The following is an 18,424-nucleotide window of genomic DNA, read 5'->3' on the forward strand; positions in this document are numbered from 1 at the left end:
GGGAATTCCGGCGACGAAAACGAATCAGCCGACACATGGTCGCCATGTGCCGGCTGAGCGTTGCGTCGTAGCGGGTTTCGGCGCCGTGGCGGGCGCCGGAGCGCCGCCTCAGCTGCGTGCGAACTGCGTCGTGAAGGCCTGCGTGAACGCGCCGAGCTGATCGTCCGGCAGGTGGTTGATGCCCGCCGCGGCCGCACGGCCGCCGCCGGTCGGGAACTGGCGGCACAGCTCGTCCGCGCCTTTCTTGCGGTTGAGAGGGGCGCGCACGCTGATCAGATAGCCTCCGCCGGCCTTCTCGGTGAGCACCGCGTGGGCGCGATCCGGGAACAGGTTGACGAGGTCATTGCTGTAGACGCCGCTGACCCGACGCGCCCAGGGCTCGTCGGGCAGCACGAGCAGTGCGGCGTCGTCGGTGGAGCCGGCGATCGGCTTCGTCGATTCGGCCCTGCCCATGTCGGTCTTGTAGCCGTCGGCGAGCTTTTCGAAATGCTCGCGCGCATCGGCGATGAAGCCGAACGGCGATTCATGGCGGCTGACGAGCCGGAACAGCGCGTCGGGCGCGAAGTGCAGGTCTTCGATGCGCTCGCCGTAGCCGTTGTAGTTCAGGTAGGTGCCGAGGTCTTCGAGCTGGCCGAGTTGGGTCGGCGTCAGCGCGAGCGGCTTGGCGACCGTCTCGGCGGACTTCCTGAGGTTGTCGCCGTAGGCGCCGACCACGGCCCAGGCCACGAAGCGATTCTGCAGCTCGCCGTTGACGAGCAGGCTCGTGCAGACGTCGGGCGCTTCGTTGATGTGCGCCTTCAGGCGCGGGCTCTGCGGAATGTCGCCGGCGAAGTGGTGATCGACGTAGAAGACGTCGGCTCCGGCTTCTAGCACTTTGATCAGCGCAGCGCGGTTCTTGTCGAGCGACACGTCGAGCACCGTGACGGTGTCGCCGGCCGCGGCAGTGACCTGTTCGAGCAGCTCGATGTCGCGCTTCACGCCGGTGACGAGCCTGGCGTCACGCGGATGGGCGAGATGCAGCTGGGTCAGCGCGCAAATGCCGTCGGCATCGCCGTTGAAAACGTCGATGTAGGCCATGTTGGGTTCCCCTCGGATTTCTTTTGAATCCCTCTCCCGCGCACGGCGGGTGAGGGAGACAGACCTCAGCCCTGCTTGGCGTCGAGGATCTGGTAGTAGTTCATCAGCACCTTGGCCACTTCCGGACGCGAGAATTCCGGCGGCGGGGCGATGCCCTGGCCGAGCATCTGGCGCACCTTGGTGCCCGACAGCGCGATGAAGTCTTCCGGCGTGTGATCGGGCGCTTCGCGCATCATCACCACGCGGCCGAGCTTCTTGCTGAAGGCGGTGTTGTCGGCGCGGAAGATCTGGATCTTCAGCGCATCGGCGGGCACGCGCTCGTCAAAGATGGTCTGCGCATCGAAGGGGCCGTAGAAGTCGCCGACGCCCGCGTGGTCGCGGCCGACGATCAGGTAATCGGCGCCCATGTTCTGGCGGAATACCGCGTGCAGCACGGCCTCGCGCGGGCCGGCGTAGAGCATGTCGAAGCCGTAGCCGGTGATCATCACAGAGTTCTTCGGGAAGTAGTGCTCCACCATCGTGCGGATGCAGGCGTCACGCACGTCGGCCGGAATGTCGCCTTCCTTGAGCTTGCCGAGCAGCATGTGGATCACGATGCCGTCGGCCTGCAGGCGCTCGGCCGCCATGCGGCAAAGCTCCTCGTGCGCGCGGTGCATCGGGTTGCGCGTCTGGAACGCGACGACCTTCTTCCAGCCGCGCGTTTCGATCTCCTTGCGGATCTCGACGGCGGTACGGAAGGTGTCCGGGAATTCTTCCGGGAAGTAGCTGTAGTTCAGCACCTGGATGGGGCCCGAGACCACGGTCTTGCCGAGCTTCAGGAAGGTCTGCACGCCCGGATGCTTGGCGTCGAGGTTGCCGAAGATTTCCTTGGCGATGAACTGCAGTTCCTCGTCGCTGAAGGTCTCGACGGCCTGCACGTCCTGGATCGCGATGATCGGGTGACCCTCGACGTTCGGATCGCGCAGCGCGAGCTTGCCGGGCTTGATGCCGGCTTCGCTGGTCAGGTTGAGGATCGGCACCGGCCAGAACAGGCCCGAGGTCGTCTTCAGATCCTTGGCGACGGACAGCGCGTCGGCCTTGTTCATGTAGCCCGCGAGCGGGTTGAAATAGCCGGCGGCGAGCATCACCGCGTTGGCGGCGGCAGCGGAGTTGAGCAGCAGGCTCGGCAGGCTCGAAGCTTCGGCGAGCAGTTCTTCGCGCTGCGACTTGTCGGCGACGTAGAGCGGATTGAGCGTGTCGGAGCCGTGGGGCTTGATCGTCATGTGTGAGTCTCGATTCGTTTGATTTGTCATTCCCGCGCAGGCGGGAATCCAGTTCTGGAAGCTCTGCGCAACGGTCGGGGCTGGACTCCCGCCTGCGCGGGAATGACGGCCCTCATGGAGCGTCTTTAGAGGACGCCGCGCTCTTTGAGCAGCTTGAGCAGCACGTCGACTTCCTGCTCCAGGCTCAGCTCATGGCTCGGCAGCACCAGTTCGGGGTTCTCCGGCGCTTCGTAGGGATCGCTGATGCCCGTGAAGTTCTTGATCTCGCCGGCGCGGGCCTTCTTGTACAGGCCCTTGGGATCGCGCTTCTCGGCTTCGGCGAGCGGCACGTCGACGTAGACCTCGATGAAGTCCATGCCGCCGGCCTCGTGCAGTTTGCGCACCACGTCGCGATCGGCCTTGTACGGCGAAACGAAGCTCGACAGCACGATTACGCCCGAATCGACGAACAGCTTGGCGATCTCGCCGATGCGGCGGATGTTCTCGGCGCGGTCTTCGGCCGAGAAGCCGAGGTTCTTGTTGATGCCCAGGCGCACGTTGTCGCCGTCGAGGCGATACGACAGGCGGCCCTGCGCGAACAGCGCCTTTTCGAGCGCGACCGCGACGGTGCTCTTGCCCGAGCCCGACAGGCCGGTGAACCAGATCGTGGCGCCTTTCTGGCCCAGCAGCTTGGCGCGGTCGGCGCGGGTCACTTCGCCCTCGTGCCAGTGCACGTTGGTGGCTTTCTGTTCGGTCATGGGTGTCCTTCGTTGCGCCCGTCGGCGGGCTGTCGTGAATGCGGTGGATCGAAACGCCGGTGATTCTAGGCGCCTCGCTTCCATATTGAAAATGCAATATAACCATGCAAAGCATCACTTTTATTCATGTTTGAATGAACCTGAATCATCTATCGATATTCCAGGCCGTGGCCCTGAGCGGCAGCATCAGCGGAGGAGCCCAGCGCCTGCACATCAGCCAGTCCGCGGTCTCCAAGCAGCTCGGCGAATTCGAGGGCACCTTGGGACTCACGCTGTTCGATCGGCTGCCGCGCGGCGTGCGCGCGACCGAGGCCGGACGCCTGCTGCTCGGCTACGCGAATCGCCTGTTCGCGATCGAGGCCGAGGCCGAGCGCGCGCTCGGCGATCTCAAGCAGCTCGCGCGCGGGCGCATCGCGATCGGGGCGAGCCGCACCATCGGCGCCTACCTGCTGCCGCCGCTGCTCGCCGAATTCCGTCGCCGCCATCCGGACGTGGGGCTTTCGCTGCGTGTCGAGAACACCCAGGCCATCGAAGCCAAGCTGGTCGCGGGCGAGATCGACATCGGCTTCGCCGAGGGCGTGGTCGGCAGCGAGCTGGACTACAAGCTGTTCGCGCAGGACGACCTCGTGCTGATCGCGGCGCCGACGCACCCGCTCGTCGCGCGCGCTCCGATCCCGGTTGCCGCGCTCGCAGATCACGCGCTGCTCATGCACGAGGAAGGCTCGGGCACGCGAGCGGTGACCGAAGGTGTGCTGCGCGCGCGCAAGCTCGACATTCGCCCGGCGATGACGCTCGCGAGCAGCGAGGCGCTCAAGCAAACGGTGGCGACCGGCGTCGGCGTGGCGTTTCTGTCCTCGCTGGCGATCCGCACCGAAGTCGCGGCCGGCATCCTGAGCGTTGTGCCGGTGAAAGGTCTGCGTATCCAGCGGCCGCTGTACCGCGTGCAATTGCGCAATGCCTGGCCGAGCCCGGCGCTCGAAGCCTTTACGCAGCTGCTCGAGGAGCACTGAGCCGGTCGGTCGGCGCTCCGGTACGCGATTCATTCCTCGTTCGCCGGCGCTGGTCATAGTTCGCCGATCCAAAAGACGATCGATGTCTGCAAGGGAGCTTCGATGAAACATCTCGCCTCGCTGAGTCTGATTCCGGCCCTCGTCGCCGCCAGCGCCTTGAGCGCCTGCGGAGGCAGTGCCTCACTGCCGATCGAATCCGGATACGGGGCCAATCCGACGCTGCCGGAGCCGAAGAAGTCGCTGATCCCGGTCGTCGAGATCGCCAAGGCCAAGGGCTGGCCTGCGAACGGCAAGCCGATCGCGGCCGAAGGCGCGACCGTGGCGGCGTTCGCGCAGCAGCTCGAGCATCCGCGCTGGCTCTGCGTGCTGCCCGACGGCGGCGTGCTGGTGGCCGAAACCAACGCGCCGCCCAAGCCCGAGGACGAAAAAGGCCTCAAGGCGCGCATCCAGAAAATGGTGATGAAGCGCGCAGGCGCCGGCGTGCCGAGCGCCAATCGCCTCACGCTGCTCGTCGATTCCGATGGCGACGGCATCGCCGACCAGCGCTCGGTGTATCTCGAAAATCTCAACTCGCCGTTCGGCATGGCCGTGGTCGGCGATTCGCTGTACGTCGCCAACACCGATGCGGTGCTGCGCTTTCCGTACGTGGCCGGCGCCAGGCAGATCACCGAGCCAGGCAGGAAGATCGTCGATCTGCCGGCCGGGCCGCGCAACCATCACTGGACCAAGAACCTCATCGCGAGCGCGGACGGCAGCAAGCTCTACGTCACCACGGGCTCGAACAGCAACGTCGGCGAGAACGGCATGGAGGCCGAGAAAGGCCGCGCCGAAATCTGGGAAGTGGATATCGCGAGCGGCGAATCCCGCGCCTTCGCGACCGGCCTGCGCAATCCGAACGGCCTGGCCTGGGAGCCCACGAGTGGCGAACTCTGGACCATCGTCAACGAACGCGACGAAATCGGCAGCGACCTGGTTCCCGACTACATGACTTCGGTGAAGGACGGCGCGTTCTACGGCTGGCCTTATTTCTATTACGGCGATCACGCCGACGCGCGCATTCCGGTGCCGGACAACGTGCGCCTGAAAGCCGCGACGGTGCCCGATTACGCGCTCGGTCCGCACACGGCCTCGCTAGGCCTGGCCGCCGCGAAAGGCTCGTCGCTGCCGGCTTTCAGCGAAGGCATGTTCATCGGACAGCATGGCTCCTGGAACCGCCGGCCGCGCAGCGGCTACAAAGTGATCTTCGTTCCGTTCGCGAACGGCAAGCCCAACGGCATGCCGGTCGACGTGCTCGCCGGCTTCGTCAACGCCAAGGGCGAGGCGCAGGGCAGGCCGGTGGGCGTCGCGCTCGACGGCAAGGGCGCGTTGCTGGTGGCCGATGACGTCGGCAACACGATCTGGCGCGTGACCGCGGCGCCTGCGCCGAACGAGATTCCGGCCGACGAGGCGCAGCCGGCTTCGACGACGGACATGTGATTCGACTCGCCGCGCTGCGCGTCGATGCACGGCGCGGCGAGTCGAGGTTTCGGCTCAATACTTGTAGAAGCCTTCGCCGCTCTTGCGGCCATAGCGGCCGGCCGCGACCATTTCGCGCAGCAGCGGAGCGGGGCGGTACTTGGTATCGCCGAAATCGCGATAGAACACTTCCATCACCGACAGCAGCGTGTCGAGACCGACGAGATCGGCGAGCGCGAGCGGGCCGATCGGATGTCCGCAGCCTAGCTTCATGCCGGTGTCGATGTCCTCGGCCGTCGCCACGCCTTCCTGCAGCGTGAAGATCGCCTCGTTGATCATCGGGCACAGGATGCGATTCACCGCGAAGCCCGGGCTGTTGCGAACCCCGATCGGCGCCTTGCCGATCGCGCGCGCGAATTCGGCGATGCTCTCCTGCGTCTGCTGCGAAGTCGCCAGTCCGCTGATGACTTCGACGAGCTGCATCAGCGGAACCGGATTGAAGAAATGCAGGCCGACGAAGCGATCCGGGCGCGTGGTGCTCGCGGCGAGTTCGGTGATCGAGATCGACGAGGTGTTGGTCGCCAGGATCGCATCGGCCCGCATGACGCCATCGGCCTGCTTGAGGATGCGCTTCTTGATCTCGAGGTTTTCGGTGGCCGCTTCGATGACCAGATCGGCCGTCGCGAGCTGGCCGTAGTCCGTGGTCCTGCTGATGCGGGCCAGTGTGGCTTCACGCTCGGCCGCGCTGATCTTGTCTTTCTTGACGAGCTTGTCGAGGCTCGCGGCGATGCTCGCCAAACCGCGTTCGAGCGCTGCGTCGTTGATGTCCACCATGATCACGTTGAGGCCCGCCGCCGCGCTGACCTGCGCGATGCCGTTGCCCATGATGCCGGCGCCGATGACGCCGATGGTCTTGCTCATTTCTGTCCCTTGCTTGTTCGTTACGTTGTTCGTTGCGCTGGCCCGGCAGCCTGATTACATGTTGCGGCGATAGCGGCCGCCGACTTCGAACAGTGTCTGGCTGATCTGGCCGAGCGAGCAGACGCGCACCGCGTCCATCAGCACTTCGAACAGATTGCCGCCGGCCACCGCCACATCGCGCAGGCGCTGCTGCATCGCCGTCGACTGATCCGCATTGCGCGACTGGAACTCGGCCAGGCGCTTGAGCTGGCTCTGCTTCTCGTCGTCGGTCGAGCGCGCGAGTTCGATCTCCTGCAGCGCGTCGTCGCCGTTCGGGTTGCGGAAGGTGTTGACGCCGATGATCGGCAGCGAGCCGTCGTGCTTCTTGTGCTCGTAGTACAGCGATTCTTCCTGGATCTTGCCGCGCTGATAGCCGGTTTCCATCGCGCCGAGCACGCCGCCGCGAGAGGCGATCGCCTCGAATTCCTTGAGCACGGCTTCTTCGACCAGATCGGTCAGCTCGTCGATGATGAAGCTGCCCTGCAGTGAGTTCTCGTTCTTGGCGAGGCCGAATTCGCGGTTGATGATGAGCTGGATCGCCATCGCACGGCGCACCGATTCCTCGGTCGGCGTGGTGATCGCCTCATCGTAGGCATTGGTGTGCAGCGAGTTGCAGTTGTCGTTGATCGCGAGCAGGGCCTGCAAGGTCGTGCGGATGTCGTTGAAGTTCATCTCCTGCGCGTGCAGCGAGCGGCCGGAAGTCTGCACGTGGTACTTGAGCTTCTGGCTGCGCTCGTTGCCGCCGTAACGGTTCTTCATCGCCACCGCCCAGATGCGACGCGCGACGCGGCCGATTACCGTGTATTCCGGATCCATGCCGTTGCTGAAGAAGAAGCTCAGGTTCGGCGCGAAGCTGTCGATGTGCATGCCGCGCGCGAGATACGACTCCACGTAGGTGAAGCCGTTGGCGAGCGTAAACGCGAGCTGGCTGATCGGGTTCGCACCGGCCTCGGCGATGTGATAGCCCGAGATCGACACCGAGTAGAAGTTCTGCACCTTGTGATCGACGAAATACTGCTGGATGTCGCCCATCATCTTGAGCGCGAATTCGGTGCTGAAGATGCAGGTGTTCTGGCCCTGGTCCTCCTTGAGGATGTCGGCCTGCACGGTGCCGCGCACGGTCGACAGCGTCCTGGCCTTGATCTGCGCGTACTCTTCGGAATTCGGCTCACGCTGGCTCTTGCTCTTGAACGCCTCGACCTGCTGATCGACCGCCGTGTTCATGAACATGGCGAGCAGCATCGGCGCCGGGCCATTGATCGTCATCGACACCGAGGTCGTCGGCGCGCACAGATCGAAGCCGTCGTAGAGCACCTTCATGTCGTCGAGCGTCGCGATCGAAACGCCCGAGTTGCCGACCTTGCCGTAGATGTCCGGGCGCAGGTCGGGGTCTTGTCCATAGAGCGTCACCGAGTCGAAGGCCGTCGACAGGCGATGCGCCGGCATGCCCTGGCTGACGTGCTTGAAACGGCGATTGGTGCGGAAGGCATCGCCTTCGCCCGCGAACATGCGCGTCGGGTCTTCGCCCTCGCGCTTGAACGGGAAGGTGCCGGCCGTGAACGGAAAATAGCCCGGCACGTTCTCGCGCATCAGGAAGCGCAGGATTTCGCCTTCGTCCTCGAAACGCGGCAGCGCAACCTTGCGGATCTTGGTGCCCGACAGCGATTCGGTGGTCTGGCGGGTGCGGATCTCCTTGTCGCGGATCTTCACCACGTCTTCGTCTTGCTGATAACGCGCAAACGTCGCCGGCCAGGCTTCGAGCGCCTGCTTGGCCCAGGTCGTCAGTTCGCCGTTCTTGGCGTCGATCAGCTTGTCGAAGCCCGAGGGCTTCTCGCCGCTGGCTTCGAACAAGGCCTTGGCGGTGATCAGCGACTGGCGCTCGCGCGCCGCGCGCGACTGGCGCGCGATTTCCTTGTGATAACCGCGCACGGCATCGGCGATTTCGGCGAGATAGCGCACGCGATCCGGCGGCACGATCGCGCGGCCGGCCGACGAGGACTTCACCGTGACTTTCGGCAGCTTGCCGTCGGCGAGCTTCAGGCCGATGTCCTTGAGCTTGACCGCGATGGCCTGGTACAGCGCCGTCACGCCGTCGTCGTTGAAGCGCGAGGCCATGGTGCCGTAGACCGGCATTTTCTCGGTGCTTTCCATGAAGCGCTCGCGATTGCGCTGGTACTGCTTGCGCACATCGCGCAGCGCATCGTCCGCGCCCTTGCGATCGAACTTGTTGATCGCGACGAAATCGGCGAAGTCGAGCATGTCGATCTTCTCGAGCTGCGAAGCCGCGCCGAACTCGGGCGTCATCACGTACAGGCTCGTATCGACGAACGGCACGATCGCCGCGTCGCCCTGGCCGATGCCCGAGGTCTCGACGATCACCAGATCGAAGCCCGAGAGCTTGCAGGCGGCGATGACTTCCGGCAGCGCGGCCGACAGCTCGCTGCCGGTGTCGCGCGTCGCGAGCGAGCGCATGAAGATGTTGTTCTTGCCTTCGGTCCACGGCTCGATCGCGTTCATGCGGATGCGGTCGCCCAGCAGCGCGCCGCCGGTGCGCTTGCGCGACGGGTCGATGGAGATGATCGCGACCTTGAGCGCATCGTCCTGGTCGAGGCGCAGGCGCAGCACGAGTTCGTCGGTCAGCGAGGACTTGCCGGCGCCGCCGGTGCCGGTGATGCCGAGCGAGGGCGTCTTGATGCCGGCGGCCGCGTCGCGGATCGCCTGCTTGACGTCGTCAGAGTAGGCGCCGTTCTCGATCGCGGTGATCGTGCGCGCGAGTGCGCGGCGATCGCCCGAACGCAGCGCGGTGACCGCGTCCTCGGCCTTCGGGGAGAACTGCGTGAGATCGTAATCGCAGCCCTGCATGACGTCGTTGATCATGCCCTGCAGGCCCATGATCGCGCCGTCTTCGGGGGAATACAGGCGCGTCACACCGTATTCCATGAGTTCCTTGATCTCCTTGTTGACGATCACGCCGCCGCCGCCGCCGTAGACCTTGATGTTGTCGCCGCCGTTGGCGCGCAGCAGGTCGATCATGTAGCGGAAATATTCGTTGTGGCCGCCCTGGTAGCTCGTGATGCAGAGGCCTTGCACGTCCTCCTGCAGCGCCGCGTTGACGATCTCGCCGACCGAGCGGTTGTGACCCAGGTGGATCACCTCGGCGCCAGTGCTCTGCAGGATGCGGCGCATGATGTTGACGGTGGCGTCGTGGCCGTCGAACAGCGAGGCGGCGGTGACGAAGCGGACCTTGTTCTTGGCCTTGTAGGGAACCGGTTTGGCGTGCATCGAGAGGTCGGTCATGGCGAGTCCATGGCGGGCAGGGTGTCAGCCTCGCAGTTTAGAAACCCGCCGCCCTGCGGCGAATGTCGGAAAGCGCCATCCGTCTTGGCCGATTCGGTCACCCGGCCCGCGCGTCGCAACTGACTGACGCCGCTGAGGAATTAGGGGCCGGGCGAACAGCGTTTCCGTGTTCCGTCAACTACCCAAGGTAATGCCCGCGTAAGCGGGCAGCTTGCATCCGTTGCCAATCAGCGAGGCTTGAGCGCCTCGCCCTCGAAGGCCACGCCACTCCAGCCGGAGTGCATGAAGTTGCGGATGTTCTGGTGATCGACGGCATCGGGATGCTGCAACACGTCATCGCGGTAATAGCGGCCGAAGCAGGCCAGTGTCTCGGCTTGCGATAGCCCTTGCAGCCTGGCGAACGCGAAGATCTTGCAGGAGCCGCCGTTCTGTCCGGCCGCGTTGTGGAGCTCGCCGTTGCGGAACGCGGTCGGCGCGTAGTGGTAGGCGCTTTCGATGGCGGCGATGGTGTCGGCGAACTCGATTCGTTCGGGTGTCGCGCGCAGGCGCTGGAGGAAGTCGGGCAGGGCCATGGAGCTTTGGGGAAGGGTGAAAGAGGGCACGCAGTTTAGCCCGTTGCCTGCGCAGCAGCGGTGCTGCAACCGCAGCAGCCAGCTGGATCGCAGTCAGCACAGAGCCGATCCGGGCGAGCCGCAATGGCGGCTCATCAATGCGAAAAGTGCAGGTGGAATAAGGCTTCCCGCGCAAGCGTCCTGCAACGGTATGGCCCTTGCTCCCATTGCCCCGAAAACATTTTCCAAGCCTCCCAAGGAGGGGCAATGAACGGGTCCATGAAGAAGGCTGCGGTTGGTTCACTGGCGGTTGCAACGATGCTCGCGGCGGCGGGCTGCTCGAAGAAACAGCAGGATCCGGTGCAGGCGGCCGCGCAGGCGCTCGATATCGCCAACACCCAGTCGATCGAGTACGCCGGAGCGGGCAGCTGGTATCAGTTCGGACAGGCGCCGGCGCCGTCGCTGGCCTGGCCGCAGTACGAGCTGAGCCAGTACGTCGCCGACGTGAATTTCGAGACTTCGAGCGCGCAGGTGCAGATCGCGCGCAAGCAGCTGGTCGAGCCCAACCGCGTGCGGCCGGTCGCGGTCGAGCAGAAGCCGCAGCAGTTCGTCAGCGGTGACGTGGCCTGGAACCTCGCGGTGCCGAACAACACTGCTCCGGGCACCGCGCCGACGGTGAGCCCCCAGTTCGCGGCGGTCGAAGAACGCCAGGCCGAAATCTGGGCGACGCCACATGGTTTCCTGAAGGCCGCGATCGCGAACCACGCGATCGCCAAGGCCATCGACGGCGCGACCGAAGTGTCGTTCACGCTCGATGGCAAGTACCACTACGTCGGCATTCTCAACGCCAAGAACGAAGTCGAGCGCGTGCAGACCTGGATCGACAATCCGATCCTCGGCGACACGCTGGTGGAGACGCGCTACTCGGCCTACAACGACTTCGACGGCGTGAAGTTCCCGTCGCACATCGAGCGCACCCAGGGTAGCCACAAGGTGCTCGAACTCGACGTCAAGCAGGTCAAGCGCAACCCGAGCGTCGACATCGCAGTGCCGATCGAAGTGGCGCAGGCCAAGGCCGTGCCAGTGGTCGATACCGAAATCGCCAAGGGCGTGCACTACCTGACCGGCGGCTCGCACCACAGCGTCGCGATCGAGCAGAAGGATCACGTCGTCGTCGTCGAAGCGCCACTCGACGAGGCGCGTTCGCTGGCCGTCATCGCCAAGGTCAAGGAGGTGATCCCGAACAAGCCGATCAAGTACCTGATCAACACGCATCAGCACTTCGACCATTCGGGCGGCCTGCGCAGCTATGTCGACGAGGGCTCCACCATCGTTACGCACGAGGGCAACGTCGAGTTCTACAAGACGGCCTGGGCGGCTCCGCACTCGATCCATCCGGATCGTCTGTCGGAATCGAAGAAGACCGCGAGCTTCGAGCCTTTCACAGCCAAGCATGTGCTGAGCGACGGCGCGCGCACGATCGAGGTTCACGAGATCGCGGGCAATACGCACAACGACGCATTCGCGCTCGTCTACCTGCCGGCCGAGAAGATCCTGATCGAAGCCGACGCCTACACGCCGCTGCCTGCGGGCTCGCCGGCTCCGGCGAACGCGAACCCGTACTCGGTCAACCTCTACGAGAACCTGCAGAAGCTGTCGCTCGACGTCGAGCAGATCGCGCCCCTGCACGGCCCCGGCGCAGTGGCCTTGAACGATCTGAAGCTGGCGATCGGCAAGTCCGATTGAGTCGCCCGGATCCGGGTGCATCCGATATTGCGATGCGCCTGGGTCCGGATGGGCGAGGGCCTATAATCGCGGCCCGTTTTCGCCGGTTCCGCCGTGTCCAACGATGTTTCTTCCGCCGCCCCGCGGCCGTCCGCCGCGCAGCTGAGCGGCCTGCTGCTCGCGAGCGTGGGCGCGGTGTTCTTCTCGGGCAAGGCCATCGTCGCCAAGCTGCTCTACCAGCACGGCAGCGATGCGGTGACGGTGATCGGCCTGCGCATGCTGCTGTCGGTGCCGTTCTTCATCGCGGTGGCGATCGCCACCTGGCGCAGTGGACCGAAGATCGGCGCCAGCGATTTCGCGCGCATCGTCGCGCTCGGCCTGCTCGGCTACTGGGCGTCGAGCATGCTCGACTTCATGGGCCTGCAATACATCAGCGCCGGGCTCGAGCGGCTGATCCTGTTCCTGACGCCGAGCTTCGTGCTGCTGCTGGGCGTGCTCGCGTTCAAGCGCAAGGTCAGCCGCATGCAGTGGTTTTCGCTGCTGTTCGCGTACGCCGGCATCGTGCTGGTGTTCTGGCACGACGTGAACCTCGGCGGTTCGGCGGTGATTCTCGGCTCGGGCCTGGTGATGGCGAGCGCGCTCTGCTACGCGCTGTATCTGCTGCTGTCGGGCGAAGTGGTGCGCCGCATCGGGCCGATGCGCCTGGTCGCCCTGGTGATGCCGGTGTCGTGCGTGGCCTGCCTGATCCAGTACGCGCTGCTGCGTCCGTGGCCGACGCTGTTCATGCAGTCGGCTCCGGTCTGGGGGCTTTCGCTCGTCAACGCCACCGCCTGCACGGTTTTGCCCGTATTCCTGACCATGAGCGCGGTCGCCCGGGTCGGGCCCGGAACGGCGGCACAGGCCGGCATGATCGGGCCGGTGTCGACGGTGTTTCTGGCTTACTGGCTGCTCGGAGAGCCGATCGGTGTTCTGCAGATGGCGGGAACGGGGCTCGTTCTGGCCGGAATCTGGTTGTTGTCCAGGCAAAAAGCGCCTGCCGGCCGGTAAAGACTATTGGGTCGCCCGGCGACGCTCGGTAGACTGACCGTGCTTCCAGTTGGCCCCTCATCCCTCTCTGGAGAGAGATGAGGGGCCGGGGTACTTTGCTCAGCCGACCAGTTGCCAGATCATCCAGGCCATCAGCAGCACCTGCGCGAAATAGAAGGTGGCGCGCAGCAGCACCTGGATGAAGCTCGTGCCGGTGAGGTGAACCAGGCTTTGGCCGACGCGTGCATACAGCACGTAGGCGGCCAGCGGATCGACCGCGTCGGCGCGGTTCATCAGCATGGCCATGGCGACGATGGCCGCGAACACCGGCAGGTTTTCGACTGCGTTGAGATGCGCATGCTGGGCGCGCACCAGAATCGCCGGATCGGTATTCGGCTTGCCGCGCGTCCATGAATCGGCCGGCTTCTTGAACAGCATCACCGGTGGCACGCGCGGCACCACGTAGATCATCGCAAGCAGCAGCGTCCAGGCGGCGAACAGCAGTACGGCGACCATTGCAGTCACGTTGTTTCTCCCCTTGTTGTGGCAGTGTGTTTTTCGGATCGGGACGAGCCCGAGGCGAGCATAGCGCCCCCAGGCGCGACTGCGGACTTGCGGCAGCGCCAGTGGTCGTGGACGATTACGCCCTCCCCACGTTCACTTTTTCGTTCGCCATGAGTCTGTCACTGCGCGACCAGCTGTTCGCTGCCGGTCTGATCAACGAAAAGCAGGCCAAGCAGGCCGGCAAGCACCAGGGCCAGCAGCGCCGCGAACAGGCCAAGAACCCGGCCGCGGCGGCCGCCGAGCAGCAGCGCATCGCCGCCCTCCAGGCGGCCGAGGCCGCCAAGGCGGCGCGCGATGCGGAGCTCAACCGCATCGCCCAGGAAAAGCTCAAGCAAAAGGAGATGCGCGCCCAGATCAAGCAGCTGGTCGAGCAGAACCGGCTGCCGATGCCCGAGGGCGAGGACTACTACAACTTTATCGACGGCAAGAAGATTCGCCGCATTCCGGTCAACCCGGCGCTGCGCGCGCGCTTCGGCAAGGGCGAGATCGCGATCGTGCGGGCCGATGGCCGTTATCACATCGTGCCGGCCGCGATCGCCGAGCGGGTGCGCGAGCGCGATCCGCACTCGGTCGTCGCCAAGCCGGAGGCGGTCGAAAGCAAGCCCGTCGACGACAACGATCCATACAAGGATTTCGTGGTGCCCGACGACTTGATGTGGTGAGCCGGCAGCGCGGACCTGACGGGCGCTTCATGGCTTGATAATTGCTTCATCGTGATCTACCCACCGACGGGAGATCACGAATGCGATCACGCATCCGTAGCCGCCGGTCGCGGCTCATCATTGGCAGCTGGATTCTGTTGCTGGCGATTTCGCCGGGCGCGAATACGATCGCGCAGACCCCGCAAGGGCAGGTGCGCAACAGCGTCAACCCGAACCGGGTCATCTACACCCCAACCAACGGCCAGACGATCTACCTGGATCGCTGTGCGCTGTGCCACCAGCCCGACGGCAAGGGCAAGACCGACGGCAGCAACGGCTTTCCGCCGCTGACCGGGCTCTCCGAATGGATGAGCCTGCGCGAAGGCCAGCTCTACGTGGCCCACGCGATCATCTATGGGCCGTATTGGGGCGATGTGCTCGTCGGCGACCAGTACTACTTCGGCATGATGCCCCGCTTCGGCCCGCGCTTCACCAACGAGCAGATCGTCGCGGTGATCCGCTATGTCGCCGAAGAACTCAACACGCCGCTTCCGGGCTACAAGCCGATCACCGTGCAGCTGGTCGAGGAGGCGCGCAGGCTGCCGGACACGATGGACGCGGTGCGCGAAGAGCGCTCGATGCTGCCGTTTCGCTGAGCGACTTCGGGATTCATAGCGTGTTCAAGCGGGCCGGTCGAGCGTAGCGTCCGTCGTCGCGCCCGCCGTTCCTGGCGCCCTGCCGCGACCCCAGGAGAAGACTATGCACCGATCTTTGAAGATGGCCGGCCTGGCCTTGCTCGCCGGTTTGGCGGCCTGCTCGGGGGGCGGCTCAGACGATGGCGTGGACGATGGTCCCGGTATCCCGACCGGTCTCAACAAAACCTCGGTCGCCCGATTCAATCAGCCCTGGGCGATGAGTTTCCTGCCCGATGGCCGCATGCTGGTGACGGAGCGCCGCGGAACCTTGCGCCTGGTGACTCAGGATGGAACCAGTTCCCGAACGGTCTCCGGCGTGCCCGCAGTGTCTTATGGGGGGCAGGGAGGATTGGGCGACGTGGTGCTGCATCCGCGTTTTTCCGAGAACGGTTGGGTTTACCTGAGCTATGCCGAGGCCGGCGAGCGCGGTACGCGGGGCGCTGCGCTGGCTCGCGCCAGGCTCGAACTCGCGTCCGACGGTGGAGCCGCGCTGCGCGATCTGCAGGTGATCTGGCGCCAGACCCCGAAAGTCGGCGGCACCGGGCACTACAGCCACCGCCTCGCGTTTGCCCCGAATGGCGATCTGTTCCTGACTTCGGGCGAGCGCCAGCTCGGTAGCCCCGCCCAGGATCTCGCGCAGAACCTTGGCAAGGTGCTACGGCTCAAGGACGACGGCACGCCGGCGGACGGCAATCCGTTCGCCGACCAGGGCGCGGTCGCGGCCCAGGTCTGGAGCTATGGACATCGCAACCTGCTCGGCATCGCCTTCGACACCGACGGCCGCCTGTGGACGCACGAGATGGGACCGCAGGGTGGCGACGAGCTCAACCGCATCGAGCGCGGCAGCAACTACGGCTGGCCGATCGTCTCCAACGGCAACAACTACGATGGCTCCGACATTCCCGATCACGACACGCGCCCCGAATTCAACGCGCCCGAGGCGAGCTGGAACCCGGTCATCGCCCCGGCCGGTTTCATCATCTACAGCGGTTCGATGTTTCCGTCCTGGCGCGGCGACGGCTTCATCGGCGGGCTGGTTTCGCACGGGCTCGTGCGCATCGACTTCGATGGCGACAGCGCCCGCGAGGCCGAGCGCCTCGATTTCGGCGAGCGGATTCGCGAGGTGGAGCAGGGCCCGGACGGGGCGATCTGGGTGCTCGAAGACGGCGATTCGGCTCAGCTGTTCAAACTCACACCCAGCGGGTAACCGGGCTCCCGGGCTCCCCGCGGCTCGCGAACTCGGGCCTGGCGGCCCGCTGCCGCCCGGCATCGGCGCGAAGCGGCGCGGCATGCGGCTCGATGCGCGGCGTGCCGCTCAAGGGCCGATTCACATCCGGTAAACCTCAGCATGCGGGGTTCGACGGACCCACCCGATGACCGCAGTCATTGGCTTTGGCGGTAGCTTGAGACGGCCGGGCACTGATCGTGGCGGAGTGAACCCGGCAAAGCGCGAGTCATCTTTCTGGTGATTGTTCTATTGATAGGACGGACAGTCGTAGTTGAGGCGGCTTATCTCGGCTTTGTTCCGCGTTTACTTTGATCGCAGGTTTCAAACGTCCCCAGCGGACCCGCAATCGAGGTGATCGCCATGACCCGCACGCAATTCGGCGCTTTCAGGTTCAAGCTCGCATCGGGGCTGCTGGCCGCTCTGCAGCTGAGCGCTTGTGCGAGCACCGGCCATCCGTCATCGGCACTGCCTTACGAGGCTGCAGCCGAGCCGACGACCCGGCAAACCGTCTGCCGTATCTGGGGCAATGCCGATGATGCTTCCTACTGTGCCCCGGCCGCCATCGGTACCGAGGTATCCCGCCGCAACTGATATCGGGAGGCCGGGGCCGAGCGCTCCGCCGTCGGAGCCGCCTCAGTCCGGCTGCGGCAACAGCGGACCGATCTGCTCACCCAGAAAGCGCAGAAACTCCTGCACCGCCGGAATGTTCTGCCGGCGCGAGAAGTAGGCGGCGTGGATCAGGTCGTGCTCGGCCTTCCAGTCGGGTAGCAGGATCAGCAGCCGCCCGTCGGCCAAAGCGTCCTCGCAGAGCAGCTGCGGCAGCTGCACGAGCCCGACGCCGGCGATCGCGGCTTCGCGCAGCACCGTCATCTCATCCGTGATCAGGCGCGGGTGATGCTCGACGCTGACCGGCTCAGGGCTCGAGCCCGCTTCGGAGCCCGGCCCGCTGAGCTTCCAGAAATAGCGACCGTCGGCCGAAGTCTGCGCCAGGCTGGGGAAGCCTTGCAGGTCGGTGATCGTCTGCGGTGTTCCGATCGATTCGACCAGCGACCGGCTGGCGACCAGGTAACGCCGCGAAACCCCGAGCGGCTTGGACACCAGTTCGGCCGATTGCGCCGCTGCGGCTCGCGCCCGGATCGCCACATCGATGCCTTCGGCGATCACGTCGACCCGCCGGTTGGTGGCTTCGAGTTCGATCTGCACTTTCGGAAACCGCGCCTGGAACGCCGGCAGTGCGAGGGCGAGCGCGCCCTGGGCGAGCGAGATCGGGCAGGAGATCCGCAAGCGCCCGCGCGGCTCGGCGACGCCGCGCTCGATGAGTTCCTGCGCGGCCTGTGCCTCGATGACCATCGCCTTGCAACGCGCCAGAAAGTCTTCGCCGATCGGCGTCAGGTGCAGCCGGCGTGTCGAGCGCTGCATGAGCCGGGCTCCGAGCCGCTGTTCGAGCTCGGCGATGCGCCGCGACAGCCTGGACTTCGGAATCTGCAGCACCCTTGCGGCAGCCGAAAAACCACCGCGCTGGGCCACTTCGGTGAAGTAGTAGAGATCGTTCAGATCTTCCATCGGTCATCGTTCCATCACTGTTCTGCAGGTGGAACAGATTGTCGTGATCTGGCCGGCTTATCAAGGAATTGTCCCGAATCTATCTTGCTCGCCACGCAGCAACATCCATCCAACTTTGAGGGAGACCGCCATGACCACCGCAACCGCCGCCGCCGCCGCGAGCAGCTACAAAAACCGTCCGATCCGCCAGCCCTACATCAGCAACGCCCTCGACGTCGCCGGCCGCGCCGGCTTGGCCGCCATCTTCCTGATCTCGGGCTTGTCCAAGCTCGGCCAGTACGCCGGCACCCAGGGCTACATGGAGGCGATGGGCGTTCCGGGCGCGCTGCTGCCGCTGGTGATCGTGGTCGAAGTGCTCGGCGGCGCGGCGATTCTGGCCGGTGCCTATACGCGTTGGGCCGCTTTCGTCCTCGCCGGCTTCAGCGTCGTTTCGGCACTGATCTTCCACGCCGATTTCGCCGATCAGGTGCAGGGGATCATGTTCTGGAAAAACATCGCGATCGCCGGTGGCTTCCTCGGCTACCTCGTCCACGGCACCGGCGCCTGGAGCGTCGACCGCCAGCTTCGCAAGGTTTGAGCGCTTCTGGCTTCACCCATGAAAACGCCGCCGAAAGGCGGCGTTTTCATGGGGGT

17 protein-coding genes are annotated in these 18,424 nt (G+C 65.2%); 9 read left to right on the forward strand and 8 right to left on the reverse strand.

The window, feature by feature from the left end; translation table 11 throughout:
* Positions 1–108: 108 nt before the first annotated feature.
* From WQQ_RS18015 to cysC, 3 genes are all read right to left on the reverse strand, one after another.
* Positions 109–1,077 (reverse strand): hypothetical protein, encoded by a 969-nt coding sequence (locus WQQ_RS18015; protein WP_007186678.1) that lies wholly within the window; start codon positions 1,075–1,077, stop codon positions 109–111.
* 65 nt (positions 1,078–1,142) lie between these two features.
* Complete coding sequence (gene sat, locus WQQ_RS18020) at positions 1,143–2,339, reverse strand: sulfate adenylyltransferase (RefSeq protein WP_007186679.1); 1,197 nt, start codon at positions 2,337–2,339, stop codon at positions 1,143–1,145.
* Positions 2,340–2,464: 125 nt separating this feature from the next.
* Positions 2,465–3,076: an adenylyl-sulfate kinase gene (cysC, locus tag WQQ_RS18025; RefSeq protein ID WP_007186680.1), complete on the reverse strand. Its 612-nt coding sequence runs from the start codon at positions 3,074–3,076 to the stop codon at positions 2,465–2,467.
* 134 nt (positions 3,077–3,210) lie between these two features.
* Between cysC and WQQ_RS18030 the strand changes: the two genes are divergently transcribed.
* On the forward strand, positions 3,211–4,086 hold the full coding sequence (locus WQQ_RS18030) for a LysR family transcriptional regulator (RefSeq protein WP_007186681.1): 876 nt from the start codon (positions 3,211–3,213) through the stop codon (positions 4,084–4,086).
* A 102-nt stretch (positions 4,087–4,188) separates the two neighbouring features.
* Positions 4,189–5,562 carry a PQQ-dependent sugar dehydrogenase gene (locus WQQ_RS18035; protein ID WP_007186682.1) on the forward strand — a complete coding sequence of 458 codons (1,374 nt, stop codon included), beginning with the start codon at positions 4,189–4,191 and terminating at the stop codon, positions 5,560–5,562.
* A gap of 54 nt (positions 5,563–5,616) precedes the next feature.
* Here the strand turns inward: WQQ_RS18035 and WQQ_RS18040 are convergent, their stop codons facing one another.
* The 3 genes from WQQ_RS18040 to WQQ_RS18050 all read right to left on the reverse strand — a co-directional run bounded on the left by WQQ_RS18040 (position 5,617) and on the right by WQQ_RS18050 (position 10,370).
* Positions 5,617–6,462 (reverse strand): 3-hydroxybutyryl-CoA dehydrogenase, encoded by an 846-nt coding sequence (locus WQQ_RS18040; protein WP_007186683.1) that lies wholly within the window; start codon positions 6,460–6,462, stop codon positions 5,617–5,619.
* 54 nt (positions 6,463–6,516) lie between these two features.
* Positions 6,517–9,798: a fused isobutyryl-CoA mutase/GTPase IcmF gene (gene icmF, locus WQQ_RS18045; protein WP_007186684.1), complete on the reverse strand. Its 3,282-nt coding sequence runs from the start codon at positions 9,796–9,798 to the stop codon at positions 6,517–6,519.
* A gap of 227 nt (positions 9,799–10,025) precedes the next feature.
* The gene (locus tag WQQ_RS18050; protein WP_007186686.1) at positions 10,026–10,370 is read right to left on the reverse strand and encodes a HopJ type III effector protein; all 345 of its coding nucleotides are present in this window, start codon (positions 10,368–10,370) and stop codon (positions 10,026–10,028) included.
* 258 nt (positions 10,371–10,628) lie between these two features.
* Between WQQ_RS18050 and WQQ_RS18055 the strand changes: the two genes are divergently transcribed.
* Together WQQ_RS18055 and WQQ_RS18060 are read left to right on the forward strand one after the other, a co-directional pair.
* Positions 10,629–12,095 carry an MBL fold metallo-hydrolase gene (locus WQQ_RS18055; protein ID WP_007186687.1) on the forward strand — a complete coding sequence of 489 codons (1,467 nt, stop codon included), beginning with the start codon at positions 10,629–10,631 and terminating at the stop codon, positions 12,093–12,095.
* A 93-nt stretch (positions 12,096–12,188) separates the two neighbouring features.
* Positions 12,189–13,121, forward strand: coding sequence for a DMT family transporter (locus WQQ_RS18060; RefSeq protein ID WP_007186688.1), 933 nt, complete (start codon positions 12,189–12,191; stop codon positions 13,119–13,121).
* A 99-nt stretch (positions 13,122–13,220) separates the two neighbouring features.
* Here WQQ_RS18060 and WQQ_RS18065 read toward each other — a convergent pair whose 3' ends face one another.
* Positions 13,221–13,616 carry an MAPEG family protein gene (locus tag WQQ_RS18065; RefSeq protein WP_007186689.1) on the reverse strand — a complete coding sequence of 132 codons (396 nt, stop codon included), beginning with the start codon at positions 13,614–13,616 and terminating at the stop codon, positions 13,221–13,223.
* Between the two features lie 158 nt (positions 13,617–13,774).
* On the opposite strand from WQQ_RS18065, the gene WQQ_RS18070 reads away from it, so the two are divergent.
* The 4 genes from WQQ_RS18070 (at position 13,775) to WQQ_RS18085 (ending at position 16,819) form a co-directional block, all read left to right on the forward strand.
* Positions 13,775–14,326: a DUF2058 domain-containing protein gene (locus WQQ_RS18070; RefSeq protein WP_040454824.1), complete on the forward strand. Its 552-nt coding sequence runs from the start codon at positions 13,775–13,777 to the stop codon at positions 14,324–14,326.
* Positions 14,327–14,406: 80 nt separating this feature from the next.
* Positions 14,407–14,961 carry a c-type cytochrome gene (locus WQQ_RS18075; RefSeq protein ID WP_007186691.1) on the forward strand — a complete coding sequence of 185 codons (555 nt, stop codon included), beginning with the start codon at positions 14,407–14,409 and terminating at the stop codon, positions 14,959–14,961.
* A 103-nt stretch (positions 14,962–15,064) separates the two neighbouring features.
* Complete coding sequence (locus tag WQQ_RS18080) at positions 15,065–16,207, forward strand: PQQ-dependent sugar dehydrogenase (RefSeq protein WP_007186692.1); 1,143 nt, start codon at positions 15,065–15,067, stop codon at positions 16,205–16,207.
* A gap of 381 nt (positions 16,208–16,588) precedes the next feature.
* Positions 16,589–16,819: a hypothetical protein gene (locus WQQ_RS18085; protein ID WP_007186694.1), complete on the forward strand. Its 231-nt coding sequence runs from the start codon at positions 16,589–16,591 to the stop codon at positions 16,817–16,819.
* A 42-nt stretch (positions 16,820–16,861) separates the two neighbouring features.
* Here the strand turns inward: WQQ_RS18085 and WQQ_RS18090 are convergent, their stop codons facing one another.
* Complete coding sequence (locus tag WQQ_RS18090) at positions 16,862–17,791, reverse strand: LysR substrate-binding domain-containing protein (RefSeq protein ID WP_007186695.1); 930 nt, start codon at positions 17,789–17,791, stop codon at positions 16,862–16,864.
* A gap of 130 nt (positions 17,792–17,921) precedes the next feature.
* Here WQQ_RS18090 and WQQ_RS18095 point away from each other — a divergent pair, with 130 nt between their 5' ends.
* Positions 17,922–18,368 carry a DoxX family protein gene (locus WQQ_RS18095; RefSeq protein WP_007186696.1) on the forward strand — a complete coding sequence of 149 codons (447 nt, stop codon included), beginning with the start codon at positions 17,922–17,924 and terminating at the stop codon, positions 18,366–18,368.
* Positions 18,369–18,424 lie beyond the last annotated feature (56 nt).

It is taken from the genome of Hydrocarboniphaga effusa AP103 (assembly GCF_000271305.1).
Classification (GTDB): domain Bacteria; phylum Pseudomonadota; class Gammaproteobacteria; order Nevskiales; family Nevskiaceae; genus Hydrocarboniphaga; species Hydrocarboniphaga effusa.

What these genes read in the sequence shown, in the direction of transcription:
- WQQ_RS18015 (WP_007186678.1), bottom strand. Translation starts at nt 1,077, where the DNA reads ATGGCCTACATCGACGTTTTCAACGGCGATGCCGACGGCATTTGCGCG.
- sat (WP_007186679.1), bottom strand. Translation starts at nt 2,339, where the DNA reads ATGACGATCAAGCCCCACGGCTCCGACACGCTCAATCCGCTCTACGTC.
- cysC (WP_007186680.1), bottom strand. Translation starts at nt 3,076, where the DNA reads ATGACCGAACAGAAAGCCACCAACGTGCACTGGCACGAGGGCGAAGTG.
- WQQ_RS18030 (WP_007186681.1), top strand. Translation starts at nt 3,211, where the DNA reads ATGAACCTGAATCATCTATCGATATTCCAGGCCGTGGCCCTGAGCGGC.
- WQQ_RS18035 (WP_007186682.1), top strand. Translation starts at nt 4,189, where the DNA reads ATGAAACATCTCGCCTCGCTGAGTCTGATTCCGGCCCTCGTCGCCGCC.
- WQQ_RS18040 (WP_007186683.1), bottom strand. Translation starts at nt 6,462, where the DNA reads ATGAGCAAGACCATCGGCGTCATCGGCGCCGGCATCATGGGCAACGGC.
- icmF (WP_007186684.1), bottom strand. Translation starts at nt 9,798, where the DNA reads ATGACCGACCTCTCGATGCACGCCAAACCGGTTCCCTACAAGGCCAAG.
- WQQ_RS18050 (WP_007186686.1), bottom strand. Translation starts at nt 10,370, where the DNA reads ATGGCCCTGCCCGACTTCCTCCAGCGCCTGCGCGCGACACCCGAACGA.
- WQQ_RS18055 (WP_007186687.1), top strand. Translation starts at nt 10,629, where the DNA reads ATGAAGAAGGCTGCGGTTGGTTCACTGGCGGTTGCAACGATGCTCGCG.
- WQQ_RS18065 (WP_007186689.1), bottom strand. Translation starts at nt 13,616, where the DNA reads ATGGTCGCCGTACTGCTGTTCGCCGCCTGGACGCTGCTGCTTGCGATG.
- WQQ_RS18070 (WP_040454824.1), top strand. Translation starts at nt 13,775, where the DNA reads ATGAGTCTGTCACTGCGCGACCAGCTGTTCGCTGCCGGTCTGATCAAC.
- WQQ_RS18075 (WP_007186691.1), top strand. Translation starts at nt 14,407, where the DNA reads ATGCGATCACGCATCCGTAGCCGCCGGTCGCGGCTCATCATTGGCAGC.
- WQQ_RS18080 (WP_007186692.1), top strand. Translation starts at nt 15,065, where the DNA reads ATGCACCGATCTTTGAAGATGGCCGGCCTGGCCTTGCTCGCCGGTTTG.
- WQQ_RS18085 (WP_007186694.1), top strand. Translation starts at nt 16,589, where the DNA reads ATGACCCGCACGCAATTCGGCGCTTTCAGGTTCAAGCTCGCATCGGGG.
- WQQ_RS18090 (WP_007186695.1), bottom strand. Translation starts at nt 17,791, where the DNA reads ATGGAAGATCTGAACGATCTCTACTACTTCACCGAAGTGGCCCAGCGC.
- WQQ_RS18095 (WP_007186696.1), top strand. Translation starts at nt 17,922, where the DNA reads ATGACCACCGCAACCGCCGCCGCCGCCGCGAGCAGCTACAAAAACCGT.